Genomic DNA, 25,808 nt, shown 5'->3' on the forward strand with positions numbered 1-25,808 from the left:
GGGAGCCGGGACGTCCTGGACGTGGTGCTCGTCCGCCCGGACCTGGTGGCGGGAATCAGCGCCGATCGCGCCGTTGAGCGGGGCATTTTCCGGCACCCGCTCCGCTTCCAGCGGCTACCGGGTCGGCGGGCCGGGCTTGCTGTAGTCCGTGTCACTCTGCGGCGGTGGGTGGTGGGTCGGTGTTCTTCGCGGCGTTCGGGTGGACGGCATCGCGGAGCGTGCGCAGGCCGGCGACCAGGTTGCGCAGTTGTTCAGGGGTGAAGAGGCCGGTGAACCAGAGTTCGATCTCGTCGAGGTGGTCGGTCAGCACCCCGCGCAGCCGGTCTGCGCCTTCGGGGGTGAGGACGGCGTAGGTGCTGCGCCGGTCGTCGGGGCTTGCCTCGCGGCGCACCAGGCCGCCGCGCTGGAGGCGGTCCACCACCCGCGTGACGCCACTGGTCGACAGCAGCGACTGGGCGGCCAGGTCGGTCATCCGCAACCGGCCCTCGGGGGAACGGCTCAACCGCGTCAGGGCGCCGAAGTCCAGAGACGACAGGCCTGCCTTCTCCAAGGTCGGCGCCAGCCGCGCGATCAGCCCGTCGTGGGCCTCGAAGAGCAGGCCGGCGGCGGTCAGGCGGGGGTCGTCGAAGACGTCGGGGTCCATGCCCTTCATCCTAGCCACACATATTTGCCGCGGGGATAGTTGACGTGCGGAACATCTGCACGGTAGAAATTTACTTGCCGCGGGGATATTCCCCGCAGCAAGTAAATGGAGGGTCGGTCGCCTGACGCCGACCGACCGCGCAACCCCGTACCACGACAAGGAGTTCACCCTCATGACGACGACCGCATGGGTCGCAGGCTTCCGCTCCGCCGTCCTCAGCCCCCACGAGTCCATCCAGATCAAGCCCTCCCGCGGCTTTAACGACCAGACGCTGCGCCAGATCCTCCACCTCGACGGCGGCGGCGAGGCGCTGCGCGTCCTCCTCAGCAACGAGTACGGCAAGGAGCCCTTGGTCATCGAGGCGGCACGGCTTGCCGTCCGTACCAGCGGCAGCGTCGTCGATCCCGCCACCGACACCGCGCTGCGCTTCGGCGGCGCGACCGAGGTGGTCATCCCCGTCGGCGAGCGGCTCCACAGCGACCCGGTCGCCCTCGCGGTGCCGGCCGGGACGGACCTGGCGCTGACTCTCCGTCTGCCCGGGGACACGGGCCTTGCGACGTACTCCCACACTCCGTCGCAGAACGCCTACGTGCTGCCCGGCAACGCGGTCTCGGCCGACTTCACGGGCGCCGAGGAGATCGACGGCCGCTACTACGTCACCGGCGTCGACGTCCTCGCCCCCGAGAACACCGCGATCGCCGTCGCGTTCGGCGACTCCTGGTTCGAGGGCGTCGGCACCTCCACCGGCACCAACCAGCGCTTCCCCAACCAGCTGAACCGACGGCTCGACCGCGGCTGGGTGGTCAACCAGGGCATCGGCGGCAATCGCCTGCTGACCGACGCGATCGGCCTGCGCGGCCTGGCCCGCTTCGACCGCGACGTCCTCCAGGTGCCCGGCGTCACCCACGTGCTCTTCCACTTCGGCCTCAACGACGTGGGCCTGCCCGGCATGACCGGTGAGCCCCCGGCCACCGCCGAGGACCTGATCGCGGGCTTCACCGAACTTGCCGACCGCGCACGTTCGGCAGGACTGGCCACCATCGGCATGACGATGGGCCCGTACGCCGGCACCATCTACCCCGGCATCGACACCCCCGAAGGCCGCGCCGTCCGGCGCGAGGTCAACGAGTGGATCCGCACCTCCACCGTCTTCGACGCCGTCGCCGACATCGCCGCGGCCGTCCAGGACCCCGGCGCCCCGGACTCCATCCGCGCCGACCTCGACAGCGGCGATCACCTCCACCTCAACGACGCGGGCGCGCACGCGATGGCCGCCGGCGTCGACCTCGCGCACCTGCACCTGTGACACACGCCATATTTGCCGCCGTCACAACCCGCCCGGGTCCCGTGTCTTAAGGGCACCAGCGGACAACAACGAAGGAATCCACGATGAATGCCCGTCTGAACGTCTTCACCAGCCCGGTCGCAGCCAAGGCGTGGAAGCACATCATCGCGGCGGCCAACGCCCTCGGGGACTCGACACTGCCGACCGCGACCCGCGAACTGGTGATGCTCCGCGCCAGCCAGATCAACGGCTGCGCCGGATGCATCGACATGCACACCAAGGACGCCGCAGCCGCCGGTGAGACCGCGGTGCGCCTCCATCTGGTCGCGGCCTGGCGCGAGGCCACCGTCTTCACCGACGCCGAACGCGCCGCCCTGGACCTGGCAGAACAGGCCACCCGCATCGCCGACGCCGCCGGTGGCGTCCCCGACGAGGTCTGGGCGAACGCCGCCAAGCACTACGACGAAGACCAGCTCGCCGCCCTGGTGACCCAGATAGCCGTCATCAACGCCTTCAACCGCTTGAACGTCACCGTCCAGCAGCCTGCCGGCAGCTACGAGCCCGGCCGGCACTGACGACCGCCACCCCTCCAACTTACAAGGCAAATCCGATGAACCTAGCCCTGTGGATCGTTACCGGACTGCTCGCCGCCGCCTATCTGGTCGGCGGCGCCTTCAAGGTGATCACGCCGAAGGAGAAGATAGCCGCCGGCGGGTCCAGCGGGAGGTGGGTTGAAGAGTTCAGCGCCGGCGGTGTCAAGGCCATCGGCACCCTGGAGGTCCTGGCCGCGGTGGGATTGGTCCTGCCCGCCGTACTCGACGTTGCGCCGGTTCTGGTGCCGTCGGCCGCCCTGGGCCTGGTGCTGCTCATGCTGGGCGCGGCGATCATCCGGATCCGTCGTTACGAGTCCAAGCTCGTGATGGTGGACCTGGTCTATGCCGCCCTGGCCGCCTTCGTGGCGTGGGGCCGCTTCGGCCCCGAATCCTTCATCAGCTGACTGAGGCGGATCGACATCGAGGCCAGCACGGCGAAGCACAGGAGGGCACGGGCCGGTAGGCGGATCTGCTGCGGGCCACGATGCCTCAGGCCGTCGCGGGGTGTCCCCCCCAGTCCGGTGCTGTCCTGTCAGACGTCCGTCACCTCCGTCGTGTTACCGCCATCTGCGGGTCGGTCTCGGCTATGGGGTGTCGGCGCACAGGGTCAGGTGGCGCAGTGTGTAGGTGAGGTAGCCCGGCCAGGGGCCGGTGTTGGGGACCCGGCTGGTGAAGTGGGGGAGGAGGTGCTCCCGTCCTGCACTCCGGTCAGCAGCGCGCCTGCCGCGTTCCCGGCTCGCTGTGCGGCGCGCATGCAGGCCATCAGGGCGGCGCCGACCGCCGGCCCGGACGGCCCGTGGGAGTCCGCAGACCAGTCGATTGGCCGTACCGTCTCCGTCCCAGCCAGGCCGACAGGACTCCAGACACGGTGCTCCACATCTTGAATGGACGTAGGAGCTGCGGGGTTTGAGCGATCCCGTACGGTGTGGCACCGCCTGGCCCCAGAAGCCCGGCCAGGGGTCGGCCGAAGAGGGCCCCGCGCGTCCCGGTCGAGGTTTTCGGGGTTGTCCGTGGCATGGATCAGGTTGTGGACGGGGTTCAGCGCGCCGAAGACTCCTCGCAGGGTGCCCGGCCGGGCCCGGTGGGGCAGGAAGTCCCCCGTGAGCTGATGTGCCAGCTCCGCCGCCGATGGCCCGCCCGCGGTCCCGCCGGTCTTCCGCTCCAGGAGCAGGGTGTGCACGGTGCCCAGGGTGTACAGGACCGCGTGCAGCTCCCAGTCGATCGGGCCGGGTACCTGGGGACGGGGTCGGGGGCCTTGCGGATCTGGGCCGGAGATCCGAACCACTCTAGCAGCGTCAGGATAGCCGGGTGCTGGATCCGTGGACCGACAACTCGCTCCAGGTGCGGGTGGATCTGGGTCGGCAACCCGCGGAGCCGGTTGGCGACCCGGGTGCCTTCGCCCGCGAGGTCGTCATCGAAGCCGACGATCATCTGAAGCTCGGCGACCGTCTCATCGGTGGGTTCGATGGACCGCAGGGTGTGTGCGGCATCGCGCGGGCGGCGTCCGCGATGATGAACGCATCGCGGGCGTCGGTCTTGGCCTCACCGGGGTAGAGGTCGGCGATCCGCCGCATCGTCAGCCCGGGCAGATAGGCGACCTGGCAGCCCGCGTCACGGGCCACAGCCAGTGGCAGGGCGCCAATCGAGGCGGGCTGGTCGACGACCACGAGCACGGTGCCGTGCTTCGCGATCAGTTTGGCGAACACCTCGCGGAGCTTGGGTTCGCTGTTGGGCAGCCGCTTGTCGAAGACCTTCTTGCCCGCCGGTGTCAGCGTGATGGCGTGTGTTCGCCCTTGCCGACGTCCAGGCCGAGGAAGGCGCCGATGTCACTGGTGTCGATCACGTGCACTCTCCGGTCGTACGTACCCGGCCTCACCTGCGGCACCAGAGCCGGCATCCACATGACGAAGAACCTCCCTGCCTCCCGAAGGAGTCGGTGGTCATGCCCCTCATCAGCGGTCAACCAGTGCCTCGGGGAGCGGTGACACCACCCCCCAGATCATGCGAACTACAGGGGGGAAGTCATGCCGTCCCGGAGGCCGGAGGCCCCATTGCGGAGCCACGAAGAAGGTAACCGGGGGGGGGCTCCTGAATGGCTGTCCCGCCGTATCAGGGCTGACGGGCGGCCGGACGTACCCCGTCCCGGCGCAGCCGCCCCAGGACGACGCCCACGACGAGCAGCAGAAGACAGGTGCCCGCCGCGGCGTGCACGAGGAGCGCGTCGAGGCGGTCCGCCTCCAGGTAGGCCCCGACGGCCAGCGCCACCAGCGCGCACACGCCGCGGTCGACGATGGACTCCACCGACAGCAGGGTCGCCCGGTAGGGGGTCGGCGGGATGGCCGCGTTGATCAGGTTGCGTTGCACCGGGTACGCGAGGCCCGCCGCGGCGGCGAACACGCACAGCCACAGGATCGTGCCCAGACCCCCCGACAGCGTGGTGGCCGCGAGCGTGAGCGCCATGACCACGCTGAGGACGGTCACCACGGTGATGTCGGACAGTCGGCTGCGCAACCAGCCGGTTCTGGCCGAACCAACGGCCTCGGCGACCGTCATCGCCGACAGCACCGCACCGTGGTCGGCGACGGGGAGGTCCTTTTCGAGGAGCAGCGGTTGGAAGAGGTTGACCTGGCAGATGCGGGCGAGCGTGAACACGGCTACGCCCTGCACCATCAAAGGCCCGAGGGATCGTGACGTTCCGAGCACTTTCGCGGCATGGCGGGCCGAGTCGAGGAGCCCGACGCGGTCCGCGGGCGGGTGAGCGCCCCCGCGGGGCGCCGCGATCGCCGGGAGGGCCGCGGCGCAGGCCAGCGAACCGAGCGCGGAGAGAGCGGTCAGCACATAAGGGGCCTCGTGCCGGACGTGCATCAGGACGCCGACCAGGGGCCAGCAGGCGATCTTCGCCCAGAGGCCGAGCGCTCGGGCGGTGCCCTCGGCCTGTACGTAGTGTGCGTCCGCACCGTGCTCGTGCAGGTACTCGTACAGGTAGGCGCTGGAGGCCCCCGACACCAGCGAGCGGGCGGCGGCGATGGCCAAGAAGTGCGCCATGAAGCCCGCGAAGGACGGCGAGGCGACCGGGAGGAGGTTCGCCGCGACCATCGCGGCTGCCCCGAGCTGCATGCAGCGGCGCTGTCCGATGCGGTCGGCGAGGAAGCCGGTGGGGATCTCCAGCAGGCAGAACGCCACGTAGTAGACGCTCTGGATGCCGAAGATCTGGCTGTCCGACAGGCCCGCCTGCTTCTGGTACTGGTAGAAGACCGGCATCCACCACAGCAGGTTGAACAACAGCTGGAACCCGTTGTTCAGTCGGATCACGCGGAGCACCGCGGCGGGTGGACGGACGCGGCGCTTCACGCGCGCACGCAGGGACACGGGCATGGGCATCGGCGTGACCTTCGGGTGGACGGGACGCGGGGAAGTACGGGCGGGTCAGGCGCTGTACGGGCGCAGCTGGAGGATGTGGGGCACGCCTCCCGGCCCGAGCAGCCACTCGATGTCGAGCGGCCCCGCGAAGGTGTAGTCCGTGGCGAAATGGGACTGGAGCAGGCGGCCCGCCAAGGCCAGCCGGCCCAGGTGGGCCCTCGTCTCCTGGGCCAGGTCCTCGGTGGCCGCGCCCAGCGAGATCGTGCGGCCGCCGCCCTCGACCGTGTTGTACAGGTACTGCAGGGGCATCGTCCGGCCGTCGACGACATCGGCCGTGGACCCGTGCGCGCAATTGAGGTACACGTTGCGGAAGTCGGCCCGGTTGGTCGGATTGCAGGTGACCATGACGCCTCCGAGCGGGGACTGCTCGTAGCGCTGGACGATCACCCCCATGTAGGTGTCGTCCAGGGAGATGCCGGCCTGATGGCGCAGCCGCACGCTGCGCGGGGAGAGCAACGAGGCCCATACCTGGCGGATGGCGTCCAGCAGCCCCGGCAGATCGGTGACCTTGGTGTGGGACTCGTAGATCCCGGCCGCGGAGAAGCCCGGCAGGTCCTCGGCGTTCGAGGAGGACCGCACGGCGAAGCGGCCCGTGCCCGCCAAGTGCTCGACCAGCTGCGTGTCCAGGGCGCGCACCAGGTCCTCGGGCACCGGAAGGGTGCGCACCAAGTGCTGCAATTGGAGGCAGACCGTGTCCACGGCGTCCATGGCGTTCAGCTCCAGGGCCATCTTCAGCTTGCCGATGCTCTGTTGAACGGCCGGCGAGGAGTCCAGGAAGCGCTGTTGGACGGAGAAGGGGACGGCGATGCCCGCCGGCGCCTGGACGTGCCGGGTCAGGAACTCGCCCGCGTACTGGGCGAGATCGCCGTCCTCGGGCACCCCCAGCCGGGCGGCCAGGTGGCCGAGCAGGTCGGCCCGGGGCGGGCGGGGCACGGAGTAGTAGCCGGTCAGTCGGCCCGAGCCGTGGCGCAGTACGTGGTGCAGTTCCCCGAGGTTGGCCGCCTTGGTGCCGTAGCGGTTCCGGTCGCGGGCGCGTAACGCGGACAGCGGCACGAGCGGAACGTCCGTCACGTGCGGCGCGTCGAGGCGGACCCGCTGCGTGTGCCACGTCGGTTCGGCGAGGTCGGACGGCTCCTCGGCGCGCTGGATGACGAACGCGTCGGCGGTGACCTCGTAACGGACCCAGGCACCGTCCAGCTTCTCGTCGGCGATCGTGTCGAGGACTCCGCGGACGATGGAGTTGGGGATGCCCCAACCGGCGGCCAGCATGTTGGTGTGCGACAGCGGGGTGGTGGGCCGGGCGTTGATCAGACCGGCGAGCCGCGGGATGTCGTCGGGGACCACCGGCATGGCGACGATGTCGTACCAGGTCAGGTCCCCGCGGGCGGCCAGGTACTCCTCGCCCGAGGCGAAGGCGCGGAGCCGGCCGGTGGCCGAGGCGAGCGTCAACGGCACGAAGGGCGCGGTCGCCAGGAGCGCGTGACCCCGTGCACGGGGCACCACGGTCTCCGGCACCGCCGCGAGGGCGTTCTCCTGCCCGTGATTGGCCGGCTTGACCAGCAGCTCCAGCCCGGGATCGAGGTGGGCCCGTACGAAGGCGTGGAACTCGATCAACAGATCCGCGCCCATGGTGTCGGCCTCGGTGGTCTCCAGGACCATGAACGGCTCGTCCCGCTCCGGACCGCCCAGGGAGTGCAGCGACAGGACACCGAGGAGGAAGCGCCGCGCGGGGTTCTGGTAGACGTCATGGTTGAAGCGGTCGAGTTCGGCGTCGAGCTGCTCGAGGGTCAGCCCCTGGATCTCGGTGGCTATGTAGTTGACGTGGAAGGAGTGCACGGCGCTGTCGAGGACGTGCCAGAGGCCCTGGTCGCGGTCCACGACGACCTTCACGTACGGATGCCCGCCCAGCACCCCGGCCAGCTGCTCGAACAGGGGGAGCGTGAGCAGGGTGTCCACGGCGGCGCCCCGGGGGGACGGGCCGGCAGCGAGGGTTCCGGCGTTCGTCATGCGATGCTCCCGGGCGTCGACCGGTCGGCGGACAGGGCGGACGGCGTGGTGGGGGCGGCGGGGGCGGCGGCAGCCTTGGGAGCGACGGGCGGCGCGGTCAGGGCGTTCGGCAGTGCCGCGAGGATGCGGCCGCAGTCGGCCAGCAGCGCCGGCCCGGACTCGGCGGTGAGGAAACACAGCGCGGCCATGGAATTGGCCCCTCCCGCCTCCTCGTACGGCGGGACCGGGCTGCCCGGCGCGAGACTGTGCTCGCGCACCAGCTCCACACGGGTTCCCGGCGCGACCAGGGCGGGCCAGTCGACCGCATCGAAGTCCCAGGCCGGGTGCTCGGTCCAGGGCCGGCCCTGGGGGTCGACGGCGAGGACGACGAGGGATCCGGCGGCGCCCTTGCCCTCGGTCAGCATCCGCTCCGGGTAGGCGACCTCCCGGCCGAGCAACTGGCGCACCAGCATGCCGATCATGTCGAGCCCGAAGACGGTCTCCACCTGCCGGGTGGTCATCACCCCACCGAAACGGGCCGCGGCCTCGATCAACCACAGGGCCCCGTCCGCGCCGAGTTTGATCTCGGTGTGGGTGGCGCAGGTGTCGAGGCCGAGCGCGTCGACGGCGGCGCGCGACACCTCCTCGATCCGGTGCTGCAACGCGTTCGGGAGGGCGGCCGGAGCCAGGCTCGCCCGCTCGGTGAAGGGCGCGATGGTGGGCATCCGCCCGGTGATGCACAGCGGGTGGTAGTGGCCGTCGGCGACGATCCCCTCCACGCTGACGTAGTCGCCCCACCCGTCCCCGTCGAACCAGTAGGACGCCTCTCCGGTCACGATCTCCTCCAGCAGGAAATCGCTGACGCCCTGGTCCGCGGCGTGCAGTTCCGCGTAACCCTGCGCGGAGGAGGCTTCCATGACGGAACGTCCGGTCTTCCAGGCCGCCTCGGCCTGCTGCTCGTTCCACACGCTGAGGTGGGCCGTGGAACCCGCGCTCCAGGCGGCCTTCAGGAGGAGCGGCGGCCTGAGGGTTTCGAAGGCGGCCGTGATGTCCTCCGGAGCGTGGATCTCCGCGAACCCCGGTACGGGCACCCCGGCGGCACGCCAGATCCGGCGCATCAGACGCTTGTCCCGCGCCCCCGCAACCCGCTCGCCGGCACCGCGCAGACCCAGCCGCAGGCTCGCGTGGGCGACGGCCACCACCGCGTACTCCGACAGGGTCAGCACCGCCTCGGCGCCGACGCGGCGAGCGTGGGAACAGATGAGATCGACCAGTTCCACCCCCTCGCCCGGCAGGGCCGTGGTGACCGACGCGCACCCTGGCAACCACACCAACTCGGTGGTTCGGGGCAACGGCGCGAGCGCCAGGACGTGCACCTCGGCATGGGCGACGATGCGCGGGACCGCGTACTCCAGAGGAGGGCCGCCCTTGGCATAGACGAAGAGGATCGGGGTCATGGTGCTCCTCGGGTCGAGGGGGACGCCGCGTGGTGCGACGGCGTCGTCGGCGGACGATCCGTACGCGGTGTAACCGCGAACGGACCAGGGGTGACTGGACCGCGACGAAAAAGGCGACGCACGGATGTACGCCTACTCGGTTAGGTGTTCGCCAAACAACCACGCTCACCAAGTGGGGCCGGGGCGAGGGTGTTTCAGCCATTCGCGCGGAGCTCGTGGGGATCACGCGTCCGCGCGGGGCGTTTGGCAGTCGCGTGGGGTCCACACGGCGTGCTGCACGTGATCTCGGTCTTCCCCGGGCTCAGCAGCTCGCTTAGGACTTGACCGGGCGATCTTCCTCTGCGAGACGTCGCTGCCGGATTCCTCCATGCGTTCGATATCGTGCTGACATGCAGAAGATCGGCGTGCGCAACGACAACCAGGACATGCTCTGCCTCTTCGTGGAGCCCTGGGGTACCGATCACTGGATGCGGCCTGGTGAGTCACTTGTGGTCACTGCAGAAGGGGATCCGACATCTTGGCCCTTCGATGTCACAGTCCATCCTGACGGCGTCAGCGTGATCGTGAACGAGCACTACGTTGTTGAGGTGTTCGATCACGCTGGGGCGCCAGCACCATGCGGATTTCAGCGTCCTGCGGACTGGTAGCAGCACCATTGGCTCCGAACTACACCGTCGAGATCGGAGCCAGATGGTGAGGGCTGCTGCGATTGCGGATCCGAGACAGACGTAGCCGCGCTTGTCGTAGCGAGTGGCCACGGCGCGGTGCTGTTTGAGCCGGTTGATCGCTCGTTCGATGGTGTTGCGTTTCTTGTACCGCTCCTCGTCGAAGCCGGGTGGCCGTCCGCCGCGTGAGCCTTTGCGTAGGCGGGCGGCCTGGCTGTCGCTCTTCTCCGGGATCGTGTGCCGGATCCGCGTCGTCGCAGGTAGTCGCAGCAGGGGCCGTTGCTGTATGCCTTGTCCGCGGCAAGACTGTCCGGCTTCTTGCGGGGCCTGCCCAGCCCGGGCCGGGGGACGCGGATCTTTTCCAACACGGCCGTGAACTGTGTGCAGTCCGCCCGCTGCCCTGGTGTGACGATCAGGGACAACGGGCGGCAGCGGCCGTCCGAGCTCAGGTGGAGCTTGGTCGTGAACCCTCCGCGCGATCGGCCCAGGCCCTCACTTCCTGCACCACCTCCACCAGGCGGGCGCGCAGGCTCTGCCGAGGTGTCTCGTCCTGGCGTTCTGCCTGCTCGGCCCCCTTTGACGAGGGAGCCGGCGGAGGATCTGTGCGGGCGCCAGCTGCATGTTGATGGGCCCGCACGATGGTGGAGTCGACAGAGATGTTCCAGTCGATCTCGCCCGCCGCGTCGGCCTCGGCCTGGACTTGCTGAAGCAGACGTTCCCAGGTTCCGTCAGCCGACCACAGCCGGTGCCGTTCGTAGACCGCCCTCCACGGGCCGAACCGTTCCGGGCAGGTCACGCCACTGAACGCCGGTCCGCACCCGGTGCAGAACCCCGTCGATCACCTGCCGGTGATCCCGCCACCTGCCACAACGCCCGCTACTGACCGGCAGGAACGGCCGCAACCGTTCCCACTCGGCATCACTCAGATCACCCCGCCCCATGCACCCAGGAACGAGCCGGGCATGGAGCAGTCACATGATCGGCTGGACAAGTCCTAGCAGTAGCCGTCCACCCTGGCGCCGGCGGGAGCGAGGTTGGGCCAGGGATGCCCTGCTCTGTCGGAGGCAGCGGACCGTAGGAGGTCAAGGAGAGTGCACCCCGGGTAGCCCCGAAAACTCGCATAGTTGCCCCGGTAGTAGCAGCTCCAGTAGCTCACGACGCGTCGTTGAGTGCGCGCGAAGAAGGCAGGGTTGTCCGCGATGAACTGCCCATAAGCGAGGTGGCCGCAGGTGCCGGGCGTGGCGCGATCGCGGAGCTCGTCGCAGATGACGACCAGGATCTCCAAGACGTACTCGCCAATCAGCTGCAGGACGAAGGGGACGACCCGACCCATGGGTCCGTGGAACCAACCACCTTCTCCAGGTGACGCTGCCTGACCACCCCGTCGCAGTGCCTTGAGTACAGGCAGTGCAGAAGCTGCCGTTGGCGCGACGAAAGCGACGCCACCGCGTCGGTTGGCGGCTCGTCGTTGTAAAGGCGCCCGGGGATCAAAACCTGCTGGCCCTCTACAGCGACCCAGAACGAGGCATGCGGCTGGAGCCGAGAATCAGGCATCACCGCCAGGACTGCCTCGGCATCGCTTGCAAGCTCGGCTGGGAACGCCGTGATGAACGGATTGCTGCTGTCGGAAAGCGGCTGCACGAGTCGAGCATAGGCGGATGCCTCGGCCAGATCGCCAGCATTAATGGCCCCACACCCGCTCAACCCGGCGGAGGTATGCGGTCAGAGCACTAGTAATCGGGCGACCTTCTGCCTGCGATGCAGGGCACCGGGCGACGCGGGCTTGACCGGCAAGGTCGGAAAGGCTCGCCCTGCCCCGCCGGATCCGGCCGGGGGAGCGGCCGGATCCCTTCGTCAGCCCGTACGGACGCCGTTGTTGCGGAGTGCGGCCTTCTGTTACCCGGTTCCGGGCCTTCCGCAGCTCCTCACTGGACCAGGTCGGTGTGCGGGTGGCCTCCGCTCGCCGGGCAGGCGTACAGCTGGAGGTGATTGGCGTCCAGCACCGTGATCTCGGGCGGATTGGACCAACTGTCGTCGGATACGCCGGGGACCCGGTCCTCGTACGGGATCCAACTCGTGCTGTTGCGGTGCCATTCGGACGAGGCGATGGTCAGCAGCGGCGTCATCGCGGTACCGCAGGCCACACAGAACCGCGGGACGGGGTCGGTGAGTCCCCAGGGGGCCCAGCCACCGATCTTCCAGCCGGGGGCGTGGGACAGCGCGTTGTCATAGAGCTCCTGCGGGTCGGCATCGTCGACCACGATGCCCGCCGCCCGCCAGGGCGCGGGGTCCGTGATCTGCTGCTTCAACTCCTCGGGGAGTTCCAGGGAATCGGGGTACTCGGTGACCTGCTCCGGCGCGATCACGCACGGCTCAGGAACGTAGAGGTACTCGTCCGCGTCGAACGGCTCGGGCGGCGCGGCCAGCACGTCGGTGACATCCGCGGCGGTCCGCCAGGACAACTCGATCGGAATGCTTGAGTCCGGCGCGTGCTCCGAAGGGCACCACAGGACCTGCAGCAGGTCGGTCCGCCCGGGCGGCCGCAGCAGGGGTATGTCCCGCGCGTACAACTGGGCGACGGGCACCAGGGGGTGGAGGCCTTCATGCTCGATGCGGCAGTACAGCCAGGGTTCCTGTGCGGGCCATAGCAGGGGCCCGCCGATCGAGCTGTCGTGCACCGTGGGAGAGCCGGGACGCGGGTGCAACCGGACCGCTGGGCGGGCCAGCGGGGCCAGCGCGGGGAAGACCGCGGCGATGTCGACCGGCCGCGGCGGGGTGGTACGTGTGCCATTCATGGCGATGATCTTGCCAACACTCTCCGACAGCGAGCCCAACCCAACAGGACGAGCCGCGTCCTTCCTGTGTGCGGCGCACCCCATGCCGGCGCAAGGCGCAAAGCGGCACAACCGCCTATGCGCAACCGACCGCAGCCGTGCACGCGCCAGAGTTCAGAGAAGTGACCAGGCCGAAAGAGATCGCTCCGGACCGGATGGGACGCACTCGGACCTCCGTGTGTAGGGCCCCTGAGTCCAGCGTTGTGTGGGATCTCAGATGGCGTGGCCAAATCTCACGGCCATTGGCCACCTCGTGGCCGATTGGCCACGGATCTGAGACTCCCCGGCCCAAGCTGCTCGCTCTTTTGGGTGAAGGCGAAGTAACACAGCCCCCTTCTGGACAGTCTCTCGACAGTCCGGCCTCCCTGCCACCGGCTGGCTGAGGGGGTGTGTCATGACCGATCGCATCATTACGTTCAGTGTTCGCCTTCATGGCGATGCGGTCATTGAGGACCAAGGCTGGGCGACTGCTTCGTTGGATTTGCTGCGTTCGGCCAGTCCATGGAGGACGTTCCGCTGGTACAGGGGGCAGAGGCATTTCTCGGGGTCGTACTGGTCGGCGACAACACAGAAGCACGTGGTCTACGAGTCTCGTCCGGAACTCTCACATCTCGTGTATGCCGACTTCGACCCTGCTGTGCTCGGCATCGTCGCCCAGCCGTTTGTGCTGAGGGGTCGCCTTCACTGGCTTCGTTCACGTTCAGCAGCAGCGCTCGTCGATGAGTTTCAACAGCAGTTGGTGATCAGCACGCTCGCAGATGTTCACGGGGAATGACGGAACTGTCGTCAGCGAGGACGTTCGTGTCACCAGGGCGACCTCCAGGGAATCTGGCACGGTAATCTCAGGTCATGCCTGAGATATCAGTGGCGCACTTCTATGACGAACTGGCCGACGACTACCACCTGATCTACTCAGACTGGGACGCGAGCATCCGTCGGCAGGGGGACGCCCTGGACCCCTGATCGGCCAGGATCGCGCGGCGGTGCTCGACTGTTCCTGCGGCATCGGCACGCAGGCCATCGGCCTGGCGCTGCGCGGGCACAGGGTCACCGGGACCGACATCAGCCCCCGCGCCGCCGCCCGCGCTGCCTGGGAGGCCGCCCGCCGGAGCCTGAGCCTGCGCACGGCCGCCGCCGACATGCGGCGCCTCCCGTTTGCCGATGGCCAGTTCGACACTGTCGTCTGCGCCGACAACTCGCTGCCTCACCTGCTGACAGAGCAGGATGTGAACGCCGCCCTGGCTGAGATGCGCCGAGTCCTGCGTCCCGGAGGCCAGCTGCTTATCAGCACACGGCCCTACGACGACCTGCTGCGCGATCGTCCGGCTTCGACGCCTCCGCAAGTCTCGAGGGTCGCCGAAGCCGACGGCGGAGAGCGAACCGTCACTTTCCAGCTCTGGCACTGGCACGACGATGGGGAGCACTACGACTTGGAGCACTTCCAACTCCTCCCGGCAGGCGGAGAATGGCGCGTCCAGGTCCGCCGGACGACCTACTGGGCACTTGGCCGGGTCCGGCTGGTCGGCCTCGCAGCCGAGGCCGGGTTTGTCGACCCTCAGTGGCGGATGCCACAGGAGACGGGCTTCTTCCAGCCGCTGCTTGTGGCCCGCGCCGGCGAGTAGGGGGTTGAGACTGGTGAGGTCGCATGTCCAAGTGTCACGTATTCCAGAGACTGGTCTCCGTTTGGTAACTCTCGGTATCGAACTTCAGTAGTCCGCCTCAGGCCTGTCGCTAGCCAGGGACCGCTGCGCCGTTGGAGGTTCCACGGCCGGGATGCCCACTCACCCCCACAGGAGACCGTCGGCGTCGGCAAGCCGGCAGAGACGGTAATCGCGTCCACCCGCAAGGGTGTAGGTGAGTGTCACGGCCGACCTCATACTGCTCGTACCAGTAATGGCGAGCTTGGCGCCTCCTGCCTCCACGCCAATCTGAAGCTTCGAAACTCGCTCTTGCTCGTAGACGTACTCGTACTCGGCGGGTACGTCGGCAGCGTAGCCAGCGAGCGGGTAGGTCTGAACCAGGCGTCCGGGCGCCGGCAGGTCTTCCGGGGCTAGCAGGAGCCCGCCGGGCGCAGGATGTATATCCCGGGCTGGGGAGACATCGATGCGCTGGCCGGAGCCGAGCGTCGCGCCATCCTTGGCCACAAGGCGGAATTGCTCGACGGCCACGGTGACTGGCAAGAACACCAGACACACCTGACCGGCCTCAGCAATGAGCGTCGAGCTGACTGGCCGTCCGCCGGGCAGATCCCGGTTCGGACGCGGCTGGACGAGGCGGGCGTCTCGCCGCAGTGCCGGGTCTGCCGGGCGGCCGTCACTGACTCGGAACGGTGATGCCGGCCGCGCGCAGGTTCGCCTCGACCAGCGTGTTCAACCGGGCGATGGACGGTGACTGGTCTTCCCGGTGGTGGTTGACCATTGCGTACCGGGAGGCGGCGTCGGACTGGTCTTGAAACCCGGTCGGCATCGCCAGCAGCGCCCGTTGGGACAGCAGTTTGTCGGCCAGCGTCGACGCCAACTCCTCGATCCGCGGGTCGTCCGGATCCCAGGCCCTCGCATCCCAACCGCGCTTGGTCAGCTCGACGGACTCGGGGTCGTCCAGGGAGTGCTCGAGCCGGGCCAGGAAGCTGTCGAAGATCTCCGGGACCAGTGCCCGGGCCAGCACCAGAGCCTCCCGTTGACCGGCCACGTAGTCGGGATCGAAGCCGAGTTCGGCGAGCCGCTCCAAGACCGTGCAGGCCCGGTCGGGCAGCAGGGCGCGGTCACCGTGGTCGAGACGGTGCAGCCTGTCGCGGCGCGCGATCAGGTCTTCGATCCGTTCGGTGAGTTGGTGGTGGACGTCGTCCAGGGTGGCGGCGAACGTCGCGGGATCGGCGTCGAGCAGGTCACCGATCTCGGCCAGCGGCACGCCTGCCGCGGCCAGGGTCCGGACCTGGACCAGCCGGTACAGCTCGTCCGATCGATAACGGCGGTAGCCGGAGCCGTCGCGTTCCGGCTCGGCGACCAGGCCGAGCCGGTGATAGTGCCGCACGGTTTTGATCGTGACACCGGCGAACGCCGCCGCCTGACCGATCGTGAGCCCGTCTGTCATCGGCTCGGCGCACCTCCGGATCGTGGGCGGCTGCGGTCTCGCGCACCGCGTCGGTGACGGCCGGGAAGTCCGGATGATCACCGGGATGAGGATAGCGCGCACCAGTTCCCGCCCACCCCCTGCTGCCAAGAGGGACCGGGACGCCTGCGATCGGTGCCGGTCACCCCTTGATCGGTAAAGGGGGTTGACCTTGACCTTGGGTCAAGGCTGCAGGCTCTGCACATGGCCGTTCGAAGGGCCAGGCAGCCACCAGGGCCGCCGTGAGAACCACACCGTGAACAGGAGATTCATCATGGGAACAAGCAACAGCGGCTTCTCCGACGCAGGGCTGCGCCGGCTGCGCGAGGTGCTGGCACAGCACGTCGAGTCCAAGAAGATTCCCGGCCTTGTCGCCCTCGTCAGCCGCGGCGGCCGGACGCACGTCGAAGCGATCGGGACGATGCGTCATGACGGTGGCGCACCGATGCGCCGGGACACGATCTTCCGGATGGCGTCCACGTCCAAGCCGGTCACGACGGCGGCGGCGATGATCCTGCTCGACGAGTGTCGGCTGCGGCTGGACGACCCCGTCGACCAGTGGCTGCCCGAACTCGCCGACCGGCAGGTGCTGAAGCGGCCCGACGGACCCCTGGACGACACCGTGCCGGCACACCGGCCGATCACCGTACGGGACCTGCTGACCTCCACGTTCGGGCTCGGGGTGGACTTCGAGTCGATGGCTTCCCCGATCAGGGCCGCGACCTTCGAGCGTCTCGACTACAGCGTGGCATCCGGGCCGGCCCCGGAGCCGGACGAGTGGATGCGCCGCCTCGGCGAACTGCCGCTGCAGTACCAGCCCGGAGTGCGGTGGCAGTACGACCTCAGCAACGAGGTGGTCGGTGTGCTCGTCTCCAGGGTCACGGGACAGTCGTTGGAGACGTTCCTGCGGACACGCATCCTCGATCCGCTGGGGATGAAGGACACCGCCTTCCACGTGCCCGCCGACAAGATCGACCGACTGCCGCCGCTGTACGGGCCCGACCCGCAGACCGGCGAGTTCCTCGTGTGGGACGAGGCGGCAGGGGGAAGGTCCAGCGTGCCCCCCGCGTTCCAGGGTGCCGGCGGCGGGCTGGTCTCCACCGCCGACGACTACCACGCCTACTTCCAGATGCTGCTGAACCACGGGATGCACGGGCGTGAACGGATCTTGTCCCGGGCCGCCGTCGAGCTGATGACCACCAACCGTCTCTCGCCCGAGCAACTAGCCGCCCGGGAGGCCATGTTCGGCAACGTCGCCCACCTGTCGTCCGGCCAGGGGTCGAACGGCGGCTGGGGCTTCGGGATGGCGGTGCGTACCTATCGCGGCGACTACGCGCCCATCGGCCAGTTCGGCTGGTTCGGCGGTACCGGCACCACCGCCTACGCAGACAGGACCAACCAGCTCACCGGAGTCCTGCTCACCCAGGTCGGACTGTCCACCCCGGATTCGCCGCGTGCCATGAACGACTTCTGGACCACGCTCTACCAGGCCATCGACTGACAACGAGCTCGACCGATACTTTGCGTAGGAGGGGGAAGCAAAATGAGCGGACCGCTGCGATCGCGGCGCCGTAGACGCCCAGTCGAACGTTCATGATCGGTACGCGTCGTGGTATCTGCGCAGCCGGGGGGCGCGTATGGCGGGCAGCCCGACCAGGGTGTACTCGAAGGCGCGGTGGTGGGGCGTCAGCGGGCGCCAGGGGCGCGGCGGCAGGGGATAGTCGTCGCGCAGCACGCCGTCCGGAAGCACCCCCGTAGCGGGCATCGGTGAGGTTTCGCCCGGGTGGGCGAGGTACGCCCAGACCCCGCTGTCCAGCGGCACCACGGCCGCGTCCTCGCCCGGTGGGCGCCAGGGTGTGCCCGTGAGGGGGTGGCAGGGGACGAGGAGGACGTCGGGACGGGGCCGGGGCGTGCGGAGTCCCGGGCCGGCCAGCCCCACGGTACGGGCATCGGGCCCGGCCGGCAGGTACCGGCCGACGGCGTGGCCGAGCAGTTCGGTGACGGGGCCGGCGGGAAGGGTCACGGGGCGGTCCTCAGTCGCCGCCACGAGGTGAGCCAGCGCGACCCCGACCGCCGCCTCCCAGCGACGGCTCCACGACCCGTCGGGTTCGACGGGTGGGACGCGGTGCTCGGCGCGCTCCAGCTCGTCCCAGTCGGGAGGCGGACCGGCGGGGAGCCCCGAGGGGCGGCGTACGACCGCGCCGGGCTCCAGCCATACCGTCTGCCACAGTCCGCAGTCGTCCATGCGGGTCGCCACGGCCCGCCCGCACCCCTCGCAAGCCAGGTTGGGGCCGGCCCGGCCGTCCACACCCTGGCAGTAGCCCTCGCACCTCTCGGGTATCAGGGCCATGGACCGGGAGTCGCCGGGGGCGATGACGATCCTGTTGCGCGCGCCGAAGGAAATGGAGAACACCGGCGCGTACACGCCCTGCCGGGCAGCCGCGTCCTCTCCGACCTCCTCCCACAACCGCCACGGCGGTCCAGTGGGCCGGGGGTCGACGGCGTACGTCGCGGGCTCCATCAGCGGAGGATGAAGTTCCTCCCATCCCCCGTGATGGGTATGGACCGGGAGGGCTACTCGGGACACCCGCGCCGTCAGCTCCGTGCCGCACCCGGCACACGCAAACACGTCCAAACAAGCTCCCCCTCGCCCCGTTTCCCCGGGAATTGTGCCTCACCTACGGCGAAGGACCCACCGGATTTTTTTGGGGTAGGGCCGGTGGGCCGCGCCTACGGCGCCACATCAAGCTGCCGCCCTCCGCATCACGTGTCGTGCATCGCAGCGGCCCAGAGCAGAGGCGCTGACCACGACATACGTAAGGGCGCCTACCGCTCGTCCTTCGAGAAGCCCGACAGAAGACGCGACCGAGGCACCCGAGTCGCCGTCCCGACGCACCCCATACAGGCGGGCAGGGGGCAGGATGACAGCGCCCCTCATTGTCGCTCAGGGCTGCCAGCGTGGGGCCTCATCATCTGGCCTGTCCGGGCTGGCGAAAGTGGAACGGAACTGAGAGGTGCTCAGCAAGGGCACGACCAGCCCGTTCGGCAGCTACCGCTACGGGGTGGCGCGGGTGGCGATCCTCTTGCTCGCTGAGGCACTGCTGAGCTGTCGACCAATGGATGGTGGCCATCTGAGCCTCTCCCGCCGGGTCGGCAGTGATGGCCAGCAGCTGCACAAACCAGTCGTGGACGGTGTCACCGTCCCAGATCGCCTCGATCGCCACGATGCGGCCCCCGCATCCAGCCGCCCGATAGGCCAGCGACTCCAGGTCGAGGGGGCTCTCCGGCTCGCGGGCAATCTGGTCGCCGTAGTGGAGATGGCGATCGTTGGCGATCAGCTGAGCGGTACCGACCTCTATGCCATGGGGAACGAGGCCAACGTCGGTGATGACCTTCACCGCCATGAGCAGGGAATCCTGGAGGATGTATCCGTCGATCTCGTCGCGGATCCCGGTAGGCAGATTCTTCCACCACTCGGTCCTGGCAGCCTTGTTCATGCCCATGGCGATTACCCGTCCCCCCGAAGGCCCATTAGCGGAGCCTGGCGCCACTGTACGTCGGCGCCAGCACCGTCTGCGACAGCTGTCGCGAAGCGGTCCGACCGGTCGCAGTGGTTCTGATCAGGGACGACACTCGCTGACCGCTGGCTCGACCCGCCATTAACCAGACAGAAAGCACGTGTCCCAGACAGGGAGCCCCAGCCCCTTCTCGGTCTCACGCCGTCGGCGACCTCGGCCGCCGTCGGCGCCGCCTTGCCCTCGGCCTGGTGGTCGGTCTGTCCGATCACGTGGTCCGCGAGGTTATGTCCGACCGCGAGCACCGCCCACACCGAACCGAACGTCGCCAGCATGGCGACCTGCTCAATGCATGTCATCGGGCGGGCCGCGACCGCGAGCGCTCGGTAATGTCCGAGGTCGAACCCGCCGCCATCAGTCCAGCGGGCCGTCGCGAGAGGGAGCACTCATGCCATTCGGTGACTTCGATGCTTGGCGGCGAGAGCTGCTCTGGACGGGCGTGCTAGTCCAGGACGGTGACACCTCCGTCTCCGACGAAGAGGCCGGCTACCGCTACGACCGCTACGTCGCCCTTGCGGACATGGTCGACGGCACCGAGGGTCCCGCAGCCGTTCACGCCTTGATCGCGTCGCTCCAAGTGGAGCAAGGATACGGCGCCCACGAAGCCATCTACGGTGCCCTGGAGCAATTCCCCGGCCAGCACCTGATCAGTGGCACGATCACGGCTGCCGCCGACCTCTTGAACATCCCACGTGACCACAGCGGCCAAGTCCTCCAGCTCTTGACCCTTCTGGGCAGCACCGATGACCTGAGGACGTTCACAGACGCTTGCAGCCACCTCGAATCTGAGCTGCGGGCTGGACTGGCAGCGCTCATTGCCGATCATGAGGCCGACGAGTGGCTTGCAGACGAGCGCTCCCTGGGACGGCTCAGGCTCACACAGGACTAACCTCCTCCGCACAGCAGCGCCCTTGTTGGTGCAGAGAAGTGCTCCTGGCCGACGGCACCATCCCGGGCCCGGTGTACTTCGACACCGCCTCCGCTTCGGGCGGGCAAGCGGTGACGCAGTGGAGTGCGTGCCGATGACGGCCACTTCCCCACGTGCCGCGCGCGGCCGTCCTGCGCGCAATGTGCTCCTGTGGCTGGGCCGGCCCCGAACACCTTCTGGACTGGGAGGTGATCGGCGACCGGACGCTTGTAGTGCCTGCAGTCCGCCGTCCCTGGTACCGGCGGCGGACGCGGGGCCGTGGTCGAGGCCGCCGACGCGGAGCAGCTGCGGGCGGCGCTGGGGGCCCGGTCGGTGGCTGTGAATGGGTGGTGTGGTGGCAGCGGTTGGTTGTCAGCGGGTGACCGTGCTGGGGTACGGCGGTTGGTGACTGTTCCCTGCGGTCCTACGGGCTAGAGCTGAGGGCGGCCGTTGCTACGCCTGCTCGGCTTCCGCTGGTGTTGTGGGCAGGTGGTGCCAGGGGTGTCCGCAGGCGTTCTTGCAGTAGGTCTGTCTGCGGCGGGTATCGGCGACGGCGAACACCGAGACGAGGACACGGAACGCTGTCACGTGTTCGTCGGCGGGGAGACCTGAGAACCCGTAGCGGGGTGGGTCCATGCAGATCATCACTGAGGGGTTGGCGGTGGGTTTCACCCCGGACCGCGCCACGCCCGCGCGGCCGTCTGCGGCCGTGATGTGCGCCTGCATCGCGTAGTCGCCGACCTGTTGCAGTACTTCCCGTCGACTCGCCGGGGAGAGACCGGAGAACCAGGCCACCCCGTCGTCCAGGGTTCGGAGCTCCTGGGCGATCTCGTTGACGACCAGCTCGGTCTGGGAGCGGCCGTCCGCACTGCTCGTTGCGGTCATCTCGTGATCATTCCATGTTGTCGGCTCAGGACAGGGTGGTCCGGTGCACTGCGATGTCTTCATTCGCAGTGGCTGTCATGGGTTTGCCCGTTCCTGTGTGCGGCCGGTCAAGGCCGGGCTGTGCTGGTGGGTATGGGTGAGGGCGGCCGGTTGGCGCGGGGTGTGGTGGTCCGTCGGTTGTTGGCGGTGGACCGGGGGCCGGGGTCGGGGCCGGTGTCGTCGCTGCATGTGCGGGTGATGGCGGAGGCTGCCGGTGTGACGGTTCGGGGACGGTATGGAAGCGGCTGGCGGAGCCGCGTACGGGCCGTCTCTGGAGCCTGTGGTGCCGGCGACGCCTACAGCGCCAGCGCCTCCGTCGAGCAGGGGACTTCAGCTGGAGGGCGAGGACCTCGGGGCCGGCCGGCCCAGCCTCCTGCCGTTGACTATTCCCGCGGACCAAACCCACGCCCTAGACTGCGACCGCTCCAGGACTTGGCGATCAACGGGAGGGCGTGCGAGATGAAACGGGCACTGATCAGCGCATTCGCGGCCGTGGCGTTAGTCGTATCCGGGGGGAGTGTCGCCACCGCTTCCGACGGTGCTCCGCCGCGCACGACGCACGGCCCTTGCCAGTACACACAGACCCCGGACGAGCCGCCGGCGCGCTCTGTTCCGCTGCCGCCTGACCCGCGGCGCACCCCCAGTCGTGGCACGGTTGATATGGCTGTTCCGACCAGCCAGGGCCCGCTCCCGCTGCGCTTGGACCGGGCCAAGGCGCCGTGCACGGTCCAGAGTTTCCTGCACCTGGCACGGCATGGGTTCTACGACCGTACGGTGTGCCACCGTCTGACGGCGTACCCGACGCTGAAGGTCCTGCAGTGCGGCGACCCGACCGGTACCGGTGAGGGCGGGCCCGGGTACAAGTACAAGGACGAGCTGCCGGTGGACCTGCCGCCGGCACCGACCGATCCCACCGGCGCGCGCCGCCTCTATGGGCGCGGCCTGCTGGCGATGGCCAACGCCGGTCCGGACACGAACGGTTCACAGTTCTTCGTCGTGTACGGCGACTCCGCGCTGCGACCGAACTACACGGTGTTCGGCACGGTCGGCGCCGACGGTCTGACGACACTCGACAAAGTCGCCGCCGCAGGCATCGAACCGACCGCGGAGGACCCGGCACCGGTCGACGGCACACCCGTGCTGCGAACCGAGCTGCTCCGCGTCCGGCCGTCCTGCCGGCATTGACGCACCGCGGCGTGGCCACGTGCTCGATGAGCGTGCCCGGCGCCTGTGGCCGCCCCATGCGGACTACGCCGGCTGAGTGAAGCGTCTGGGTGCGGAAGCGGAGGGCTCCGGACCTTGTGCCCGGACTACGCGAAGCGCCCAAGCGCAACCAGGGGACTCCGTACGGTGTTGCCCATGGACATCGCACCCATTGCGACATCGTGGGTGGTTGTCCAGCAAGCCCCAGCCGGTGTCCTTCCGGGCCGTCTTCGGTTTTGGGCTGGTCAGGCCAGCGAGGGGCGGCTCGCGGGGACGATCTGATGCGGTGTAGGTGGTGTCACCGGGTGAGTTGAGCTGGACTGGGTGATGGGCGACGTGTGATTTGCAGTGGCTGGCGGAGTAGCGCCCGTGGCCTCGTCCACGCGGCGGTCGTTCACGCGTGGCGCGGTGACCTCGACGGGGCCGGCCGCGGTGACCACGGTGCGGGGCCGGTGGTGGCCGTTGCGGACCACCAGGCGTCGGCCGGCCTCGTCGCTCTCGGCTGCCAACTCGGCTATGTACTGGTTGACTTACGCCTCCAGTGCGGCGGCGAGCATCCGTCGGGCGCTCTCGCGGACGATCTCATCGATCAGGGAGCCGGACTCTGTGGAGCCGTCGGCGGTGACTACGCTGAGCACGGGCGTGCCTTCCCGACCCGCGCTGCAACGCGGGCCTACTTGGTGACCATCAACGGATCATTCGGGAAGGTACGCCCTCCGCGTGCCCTCCCGGAACCGATCCACAGGTCTTGAGCGTTGCTCTCCTCAACAGCATCATCGAGTCCTGAGGCGGCTCGACCCTACAGATCGGCCCCGCCGAGCCTCCGGATCCATGAGGCTCGGCGGGGCCGATCCAACTTCAGAATCTAGTCAGGGCGACGCGAGAAAGCCTCGCTGGATCTCCTCGGTGACAGCCATCTGGTGAAGGGCGGGACAGCCACCCGGTGGCCCGCCGGATGTTCGTCTCCGAGCACACCCGTGCAGGACCACCTCAAGTCGGTGTTCGCGAAGACCGCGACGAACAACCGCAGAATGCTGCCGGCCCGCGCACTCGGAACGTGAACCGCGGGCCGCTACCCCGCCTGCTTGACGCAGGTCCGGTCCCTCGCCGGCAGCTTGCCGGTGGCCAGGTACCGGTTGACCTGGTCGTCCACGCACGCGTTGCCGTAGCGCCCGAAGAGGGCGTGCCGGTTGGCGCCTTCGAGGGTGACCAGCCTGGAGCTCGGCAGCTGCTTGTGCAGCTCGACGCTTCCCTTGTACGTCGTACGCGGGTCACCGGTGGCGGCGACGATCAGTGCAGGGGCATCGCGCCGCACCCGGGTGGGCTCTTCGCGCGGCGAGTCCCAGAAGGCGCACGGGTTGATGTTGTTGGTCAGAGCGCCGAACAGCGGGTGCGCGGTGCGGTTGCGCTCGATGTCCCGCCAGTAGAGCTCGGGATCGCGCGCGGCGGCCACGTCCCCGCAGATGACGGCGGACTGCGCGCCGGTGGGCTCGCCCTCACCGCGCAGCACGTACCGGAGCTCCGGGACGAGCATCGGCGGCACCGTCGTCGGCCGGCCCTCCGCGGCTTTGGCCAGTACGGAAAGCAGCTCGCCGAACGACGCCCGCGCCGGGGCGGTGTCGTCCGCGATGCCCGAGAAGAGGAGGAGCGGCACCTGGCTGTCGTCGATCCGGAAGGCATCGGCGCCGGCGCCGATGGTCAGCGGACCGCGCGCGGCCGCCGCGACGATGCGGTCGACGGCGGCGAGCACCTCGGCGCGGCTGCGGCCGAGGCCGTAGGTGTCGTGGTGCTCCGCGGCCCAGGCGGCCCAGTCGGACAGCGCCTTCTCGTTCTCGCGCTCGGTGCCCTTCAGCAGCCGGGGGCGGTAGTCGCTCGGGTTGATCGCCCCGTCCAGCACCATCCGGTCGTGGCGGCCGGGGAACATCTGCGTGTAGACAGTGCCCAGGTAGGTGCCGTACGAGTAGCCCAGGAAGGAGATCTTCCGCTCGCCGAGCGTGCCCCGGATGACATCCATGTCGCGGGCCGTGTTGCGGGTGGTGATGTGGGGGAGCACCGCGGCGTCGGTGGCCCGGCACTTGTCGGCCAGGCTCTTCTGCAGGGCGACCTGGCGGTCGAAGCCCGCCCGGCCGGTGCCGGCGGACAGCCAGGTCATGCCGACGGGCAAGCCGCAGTCCAGCGCGGTGCTGCGCCCGATGAAGCGCGGGTCGAAGCCGACGATGTCGTAGCGCGCGCCGACCTCCTTCATCGACGCGCGGGCCTGCGGCGGGGACTGGAGCGCGGGACCGCCCGGACCGCCGTTGTTGAGGAGGATCGCGCCGATGCGGTGGCGGGTGTCGGTGGCCTTGAGCCGGGAGATCGCCACGGTGATCGTGCGCCCCCGGGGGTCGGCGTAGTCCAGGGGCACGGTCACGTCCGCGCACTGCACGCCTGCCTGGTCCAGATCGCGGCCCGTGGTGTCGTCGGGGCCCTTGATGCAGCTGCCCCAGCCGAGGTGCTGGCGGTAGTACCGGTCCAGTCCGGCCCCGGAGCTGTCCTGGGCGGGGGTCTCGGCGGCCGTGGCCAGGACGGGGGAGGACGTGAGGCAGGCGGCGAGGGTGAGGCCCACGGCCAAGGCGCGGCGTGCGGCGGGGCTGACAGTGGTCACGGGGTCTCCTTGAGCATCGTCCGCTTCGTGTGATCGCATGCCCCGAGGCTAGGAACCCGCCCTGGTACGGCACATCGCCCAAGGGCACGAGGACCCCGGTCCCGTCCACCCCTGGTCCGGGACCTGCGGCCCGGTCCGGCCTCCTCCTCCGGGAGGAGACCGTCGGCGGGGCTGAGCTGAGGGCCGTCCTGGCCACGCGCCTGCCGCAAGGGGAGATCGCCGCACTGCCATGCTGTCAGGAGTTCTTCGGCTCCAGAATCGAGACGACCCTGTGTCTGCTCCACCCGTCTTGAGGAGACCCGGATCGCGCCGGCCTCGGATGCCGGCAGCACCAGCCGGAGCGTCGGAACCACCGTGTACTAGGCGGTGTCTGATGGCTCTTGCCCCGGGTGGTGGATCTGTTGCCGTTCCGGGCATGAGTCGGTCATGGTGCGTCGGCATGAACTGACGAATGCTCAGTGGGATCGCGTAGCCTCGCTGCTGCCGGAGACTGGCGGGCCGGGCGGGCGGTGGGCCGACCACCGGACCGTGGTCAACGGTGTCCTCTACCGGACGCGGACCGGG

The 25,808-nt window shown here is 69.1% G+C and carries 20 protein-coding genes and 5 pseudogenes; 10 read left to right on the top strand and 15 right to left on the bottom strand.

What is annotated here, in order from left to right:
• Nucleotides 1-151: 151 nt before the first annotated feature.
• Nucleotides 152-643, bottom strand: a complete 492-nt coding sequence (locus ACFWBN_RS32210; protein ID WP_385182766.1) for a MarR family winged helix-turn-helix transcriptional regulator — start codon at nucleotides 641-643, stop codon at nucleotides 152-154.
• Nucleotides 644-815: 172 nt separating this feature from the next.
• Between ACFWBN_RS32210 and ACFWBN_RS32215 the strand changes: the two genes are divergently transcribed.
• From ACFWBN_RS32215 to ACFWBN_RS32225, 3 genes are all read left to right on the top strand, one after another.
• Nucleotides 816-1,949 carry a GDSL-type esterase/lipase family protein gene (locus ACFWBN_RS32215; RefSeq protein ID WP_385182768.1) on the top strand — a complete coding sequence of 378 codons (1,134 nt, stop codon included), beginning with the start codon at nucleotides 816-818 and terminating at the stop codon, nucleotides 1,947-1,949.
• An 83-nt stretch (nucleotides 1,950-2,032) separates the two neighbouring features.
• On the top strand, nucleotides 2,033-2,503 hold the full coding sequence (locus tag ACFWBN_RS32220) for a carboxymuconolactone decarboxylase family protein (RefSeq protein WP_385182771.1): 471 nt from the start codon (nucleotides 2,033-2,035) through the stop codon (nucleotides 2,501-2,503).
• A gap of 35 nt (nucleotides 2,504-2,538) precedes the next feature.
• Nucleotides 2,539-2,925, top strand: coding sequence for a DoxX family protein (locus ACFWBN_RS32225; protein ID WP_385182773.1), 387 nt, complete (start codon nucleotides 2,539-2,541; stop codon nucleotides 2,923-2,925).
• Nucleotides 2,926-3,772: 847 nt separating this feature from the next.
• On the opposite strand, the pseudogene ACFWBN_RS32230 reads toward ACFWBN_RS32225, so the two are convergent.
• From ACFWBN_RS32230 to ACFWBN_RS32245, 4 genes and pseudogenes are all read right to left on the bottom strand, one after another.
• Nucleotides 3,773-4,364: pseudogene (locus ACFWBN_RS32230) on the bottom strand (IS110 family transposase); the annotation flags it as partial.
• 266 nt (nucleotides 4,365-4,630) lie between these two features.
• Nucleotides 4,631-5,902 carry an MFS transporter gene (locus ACFWBN_RS32235; RefSeq protein ID WP_385182775.1) on the bottom strand — a complete coding sequence of 424 codons (1,272 nt, stop codon included), beginning with the start codon at nucleotides 5,900-5,902 and terminating at the stop codon, nucleotides 4,631-4,633.
• Between the two features lie 45 nt (nucleotides 5,903-5,947).
• Complete coding sequence (locus ACFWBN_RS32240; RefSeq protein ID WP_385182778.1) at nucleotides 5,948-7,948, bottom strand: PEP/pyruvate-binding domain-containing protein; 2,001 nt, start codon at nucleotides 7,946-7,948, stop codon at nucleotides 5,948-5,950.
• Nucleotides 7,945-9,384: an acetyl-CoA carboxylase biotin carboxylase subunit family protein gene (locus tag ACFWBN_RS32245; RefSeq protein WP_385182780.1), complete on the bottom strand. Its 1,440-nt coding sequence runs from the start codon at nucleotides 9,382-9,384 to the stop codon at nucleotides 7,945-7,947. The genes ACFWBN_RS32240 and ACFWBN_RS32245 overlap by 4 nt, the downstream gene beginning before the upstream one ends.
• Nucleotides 9,385-9,773: 389 nt before the next feature.
• Here ACFWBN_RS32245 and ACFWBN_RS32250 point away from each other — a divergent pair, with 389 nt between their 5' ends.
• Nucleotides 9,774-10,031 (top strand): hypothetical protein, encoded by a 258-nt coding sequence (locus ACFWBN_RS32250; protein ID WP_385182783.1) that lies wholly within the window; start codon nucleotides 9,774-9,776, stop codon nucleotides 10,029-10,031.
• Between the two features lie 33 nt (nucleotides 10,032-10,064).
• On the opposite strand, the pseudogene ACFWBN_RS32255 reads toward ACFWBN_RS32250, so the two are convergent.
• The 3 genes and pseudogenes from ACFWBN_RS32255 to ACFWBN_RS32265 all read right to left on the bottom strand — a co-directional run.
• A pseudogene (locus ACFWBN_RS32255) lies at nucleotides 10,065-10,990 on the bottom strand (IS5 family transposase); the annotation flags it as partial.
• Nucleotides 10,991-11,043: 53 nt separating this feature from the next.
• Nucleotides 11,044-11,690: pseudogene (locus tag ACFWBN_RS32260) on the bottom strand (hypothetical protein).
• A gap of 284 nt (nucleotides 11,691-11,974) precedes the next feature.
• Nucleotides 11,975-12,844, bottom strand: a complete 870-nt coding sequence (locus ACFWBN_RS32265) for a hypothetical protein (RefSeq protein ID WP_385182786.1) — start codon at nucleotides 12,842-12,844, stop codon at nucleotides 11,975-11,977.
• 433 nt (nucleotides 12,845-13,277) lie between these two features.
• On the opposite strand from ACFWBN_RS32265, the gene ACFWBN_RS32270 reads away from it, so the two are divergent.
• Both ACFWBN_RS32270 and ACFWBN_RS32275 read left to right on the top strand, forming a co-directional pair.
• Nucleotides 13,278-13,658 (top strand): hypothetical protein, encoded by a 381-nt coding sequence (locus ACFWBN_RS32270; protein ID WP_385182788.1) that lies wholly within the window; start codon nucleotides 13,278-13,280, stop codon nucleotides 13,656-13,658.
• 74 nt (nucleotides 13,659-13,732) lie between these two features.
• A pseudogene (locus ACFWBN_RS32275) lies at nucleotides 13,733-14,505 on the top strand (class I SAM-dependent methyltransferase).
• 159 nt (nucleotides 14,506-14,664) lie between these two features.
• Here ACFWBN_RS32275 and ACFWBN_RS32280 read toward each other — a convergent pair.
• Both ACFWBN_RS32280 and ACFWBN_RS32285 read right to left on the bottom strand, forming a co-directional pair.
• Complete coding sequence (locus ACFWBN_RS32280) at nucleotides 14,665-15,069, bottom strand: hypothetical protein (RefSeq protein WP_385182791.1); 405 nt, start codon at nucleotides 15,067-15,069, stop codon at nucleotides 14,665-14,667.
• A gap of 127 nt (nucleotides 15,070-15,196) precedes the next feature.
• Nucleotides 15,197-15,973, bottom strand: coding sequence for a MerR family transcriptional regulator (locus ACFWBN_RS32285; RefSeq protein WP_385182794.1), 777 nt, complete (start codon nucleotides 15,971-15,973; stop codon nucleotides 15,197-15,199).
• A gap of 292 nt (nucleotides 15,974-16,265) precedes the next feature.
• On the opposite strand from ACFWBN_RS32285, the gene ACFWBN_RS32290 reads away from it, so the two are divergent.
• Nucleotides 16,266-17,492, top strand: coding sequence for a serine hydrolase domain-containing protein (locus ACFWBN_RS32290; RefSeq protein WP_385182797.1), 1,227 nt, complete (start codon nucleotides 16,266-16,268; stop codon nucleotides 17,490-17,492).
• 90 nt (nucleotides 17,493-17,582) lie between these two features.
• On the opposite strand, the gene ACFWBN_RS32295 is transcribed toward ACFWBN_RS32290, so the two are convergent.
• Both ACFWBN_RS32295 and ACFWBN_RS32300 read right to left on the bottom strand, forming a co-directional pair.
• Nucleotides 17,583-18,512: a hypothetical protein gene (locus ACFWBN_RS32295; protein ID WP_385182800.1), complete on the bottom strand. Its 930-nt coding sequence runs from the start codon at nucleotides 18,510-18,512 to the stop codon at nucleotides 17,583-17,585.
• Between the two features lie 448 nt (nucleotides 18,513-18,960).
• Nucleotides 18,961-19,494 (bottom strand): hypothetical protein, encoded by a 534-nt coding sequence (locus tag ACFWBN_RS32300; protein WP_385182803.1) that lies wholly within the window; start codon nucleotides 19,492-19,494, stop codon nucleotides 18,961-18,963.
• 460 nt (nucleotides 19,495-19,954) lie between these two features.
• Between ACFWBN_RS32300 and ACFWBN_RS32305 the strand changes: the two genes are divergently transcribed.
• The gene (locus tag ACFWBN_RS32305; protein ID WP_385182806.1) at nucleotides 19,955-20,455 is read left to right on the top strand and encodes a hypothetical protein; all 501 of its coding nucleotides are present in this window, start codon (nucleotides 19,955-19,957) and stop codon (nucleotides 20,453-20,455) included.
• 471 nt (nucleotides 20,456-20,926) lie between these two features.
• Here ACFWBN_RS32305 and ACFWBN_RS32310 read toward each other — a convergent pair whose 3' ends face one another.
• Nucleotides 20,927-21,358, bottom strand: coding sequence for a DUF5958 family protein (locus ACFWBN_RS32310; protein WP_385182809.1), 432 nt, complete (start codon nucleotides 21,356-21,358; stop codon nucleotides 20,927-20,929).
• Between the two features lie 699 nt (nucleotides 21,359-22,057).
• On the opposite strand from ACFWBN_RS32310, the gene ACFWBN_RS32315 reads away from it, so the two are divergent.
• Nucleotides 22,058-22,582: a peptidylprolyl isomerase gene (locus tag ACFWBN_RS32315; protein ID WP_385182811.1), complete on the top strand. Its 525-nt coding sequence runs from the start codon at nucleotides 22,058-22,060 to the stop codon at nucleotides 22,580-22,582.
• 383 nt (nucleotides 22,583-22,965) lie between these two features.
• On the opposite strand, the pseudogene ACFWBN_RS32320 reads toward ACFWBN_RS32315, so the two are convergent.
• Nucleotides 22,966-23,238: pseudogene (locus ACFWBN_RS32320) on the bottom strand (transposase); the annotation flags it as partial.
• Nucleotides 23,239-23,672: 434 nt separating this feature from the next.
• Entirely contained in the window at nucleotides 23,673-25,244 is a 1,572-nt protein-coding gene (locus tag ACFWBN_RS32325; protein WP_385182813.1) for an alpha/beta hydrolase, read from the bottom strand.
• Nucleotides 25,245-25,673: 429 nt separating this feature from the next.
• Between ACFWBN_RS32325 and ACFWBN_RS32330 the strand changes: the two genes are divergently transcribed.
• On the top strand, nucleotides 25,674-25,808 hold a 135-nt coding region (locus tag ACFWBN_RS32330; protein ID WP_385182816.1), incomplete at its 3' end, for a transposase.

It is taken from the genome of Streptomyces sp. NPDC059989, from assembly GCF_042736975.1.
Taxonomy (GTDB): Bacteria; Actinomycetota; Actinomycetes; order Streptomycetales; family Streptomycetaceae; genus Streptomyces.

Excerpts from the sequence above, each read along its gene's own strand:
- ACFWBN_RS32210 (WP_385182766.1), bottom strand. The coding sequence starts at position 643 with ATGGACCCCGACGTCTTCGACGACCCCCGCCTGACCGCCGCCGGCCTG.
- ACFWBN_RS32215 (WP_385182768.1), top strand. The coding sequence starts at position 816 with ATGACGACGACCGCATGGGTCGCAGGCTTCCGCTCCGCCGTCCTCAGC.
- ACFWBN_RS32220 (WP_385182771.1), top strand. The coding sequence starts at position 2,033 with ATGAATGCCCGTCTGAACGTCTTCACCAGCCCGGTCGCAGCCAAGGCG.
- ACFWBN_RS32225 (WP_385182773.1), top strand. The coding sequence starts at position 2,539 with ATGAACCTAGCCCTGTGGATCGTTACCGGACTGCTCGCCGCCGCCTAT.
- ACFWBN_RS32235 (WP_385182775.1), bottom strand. The coding sequence starts at position 5,902 with ATGCCCATGCCCGTGTCCCTGCGTGCGCGCGTGAAGCGCCGCGTCCGT.
- ACFWBN_RS32240 (WP_385182778.1), bottom strand. The coding sequence starts at position 7,948 with ATGACGAACGCCGGAACCCTCGCTGCCGGCCCGTCCCCCCGGGGCGCC.
- ACFWBN_RS32245 (WP_385182780.1), bottom strand. The coding sequence starts at position 9,384 with ATGACCCCGATCCTCTTCGTCTATGCCAAGGGCGGCCCTCCTCTGGAG.
- ACFWBN_RS32250 (WP_385182783.1), top strand. The coding sequence starts at position 9,774 with ATGCAGAAGATCGGCGTGCGCAACGACAACCAGGACATGCTCTGCCTC.
- ACFWBN_RS32265 (WP_385182786.1), bottom strand. The coding sequence starts at position 12,844 with ATGAATGGCACACGTACCACCCCGCCGCGGCCGGTCGACATCGCCGCG.
- ACFWBN_RS32270 (WP_385182788.1), top strand. The coding sequence starts at position 13,278 with ATGACCGATCGCATCATTACGTTCAGTGTTCGCCTTCATGGCGATGCG.
- ACFWBN_RS32285 (WP_385182794.1), bottom strand. The coding sequence starts at position 15,973 with ATGACAGACGGGCTCACGATCGGTCAGGCGGCGGCGTTCGCCGGTGTC.
- ACFWBN_RS32290 (WP_385182797.1), top strand. The coding sequence starts at position 16,266 with ATGGGAACAAGCAACAGCGGCTTCTCCGACGCAGGGCTGCGCCGGCTG.
- ACFWBN_RS32295 (WP_385182800.1), bottom strand. The coding sequence starts at position 18,512 with ATGGAGCCCGCGACGTACGCCGTCGACCCCCGGCCCACTGGACCGCCG.
- ACFWBN_RS32300 (WP_385182803.1), bottom strand. The coding sequence starts at position 19,494 with ATGGGCATGAACAAGGCTGCCAGGACCGAGTGGTGGAAGAATCTGCCT.
- ACFWBN_RS32305 (WP_385182806.1), top strand. The coding sequence starts at position 19,955 with ATGCCATTCGGTGACTTCGATGCTTGGCGGCGAGAGCTGCTCTGGACG.
- ACFWBN_RS32310 (WP_385182809.1), bottom strand. The coding sequence starts at position 21,358 with ATGACCGCAACGAGCAGTGCGGACGGCCGCTCCCAGACCGAGCTGGTC.
- ACFWBN_RS32315 (WP_385182811.1), top strand. The coding sequence starts at position 22,058 with ATGGCTGTTCCGACCAGCCAGGGCCCGCTCCCGCTGCGCTTGGACCGG.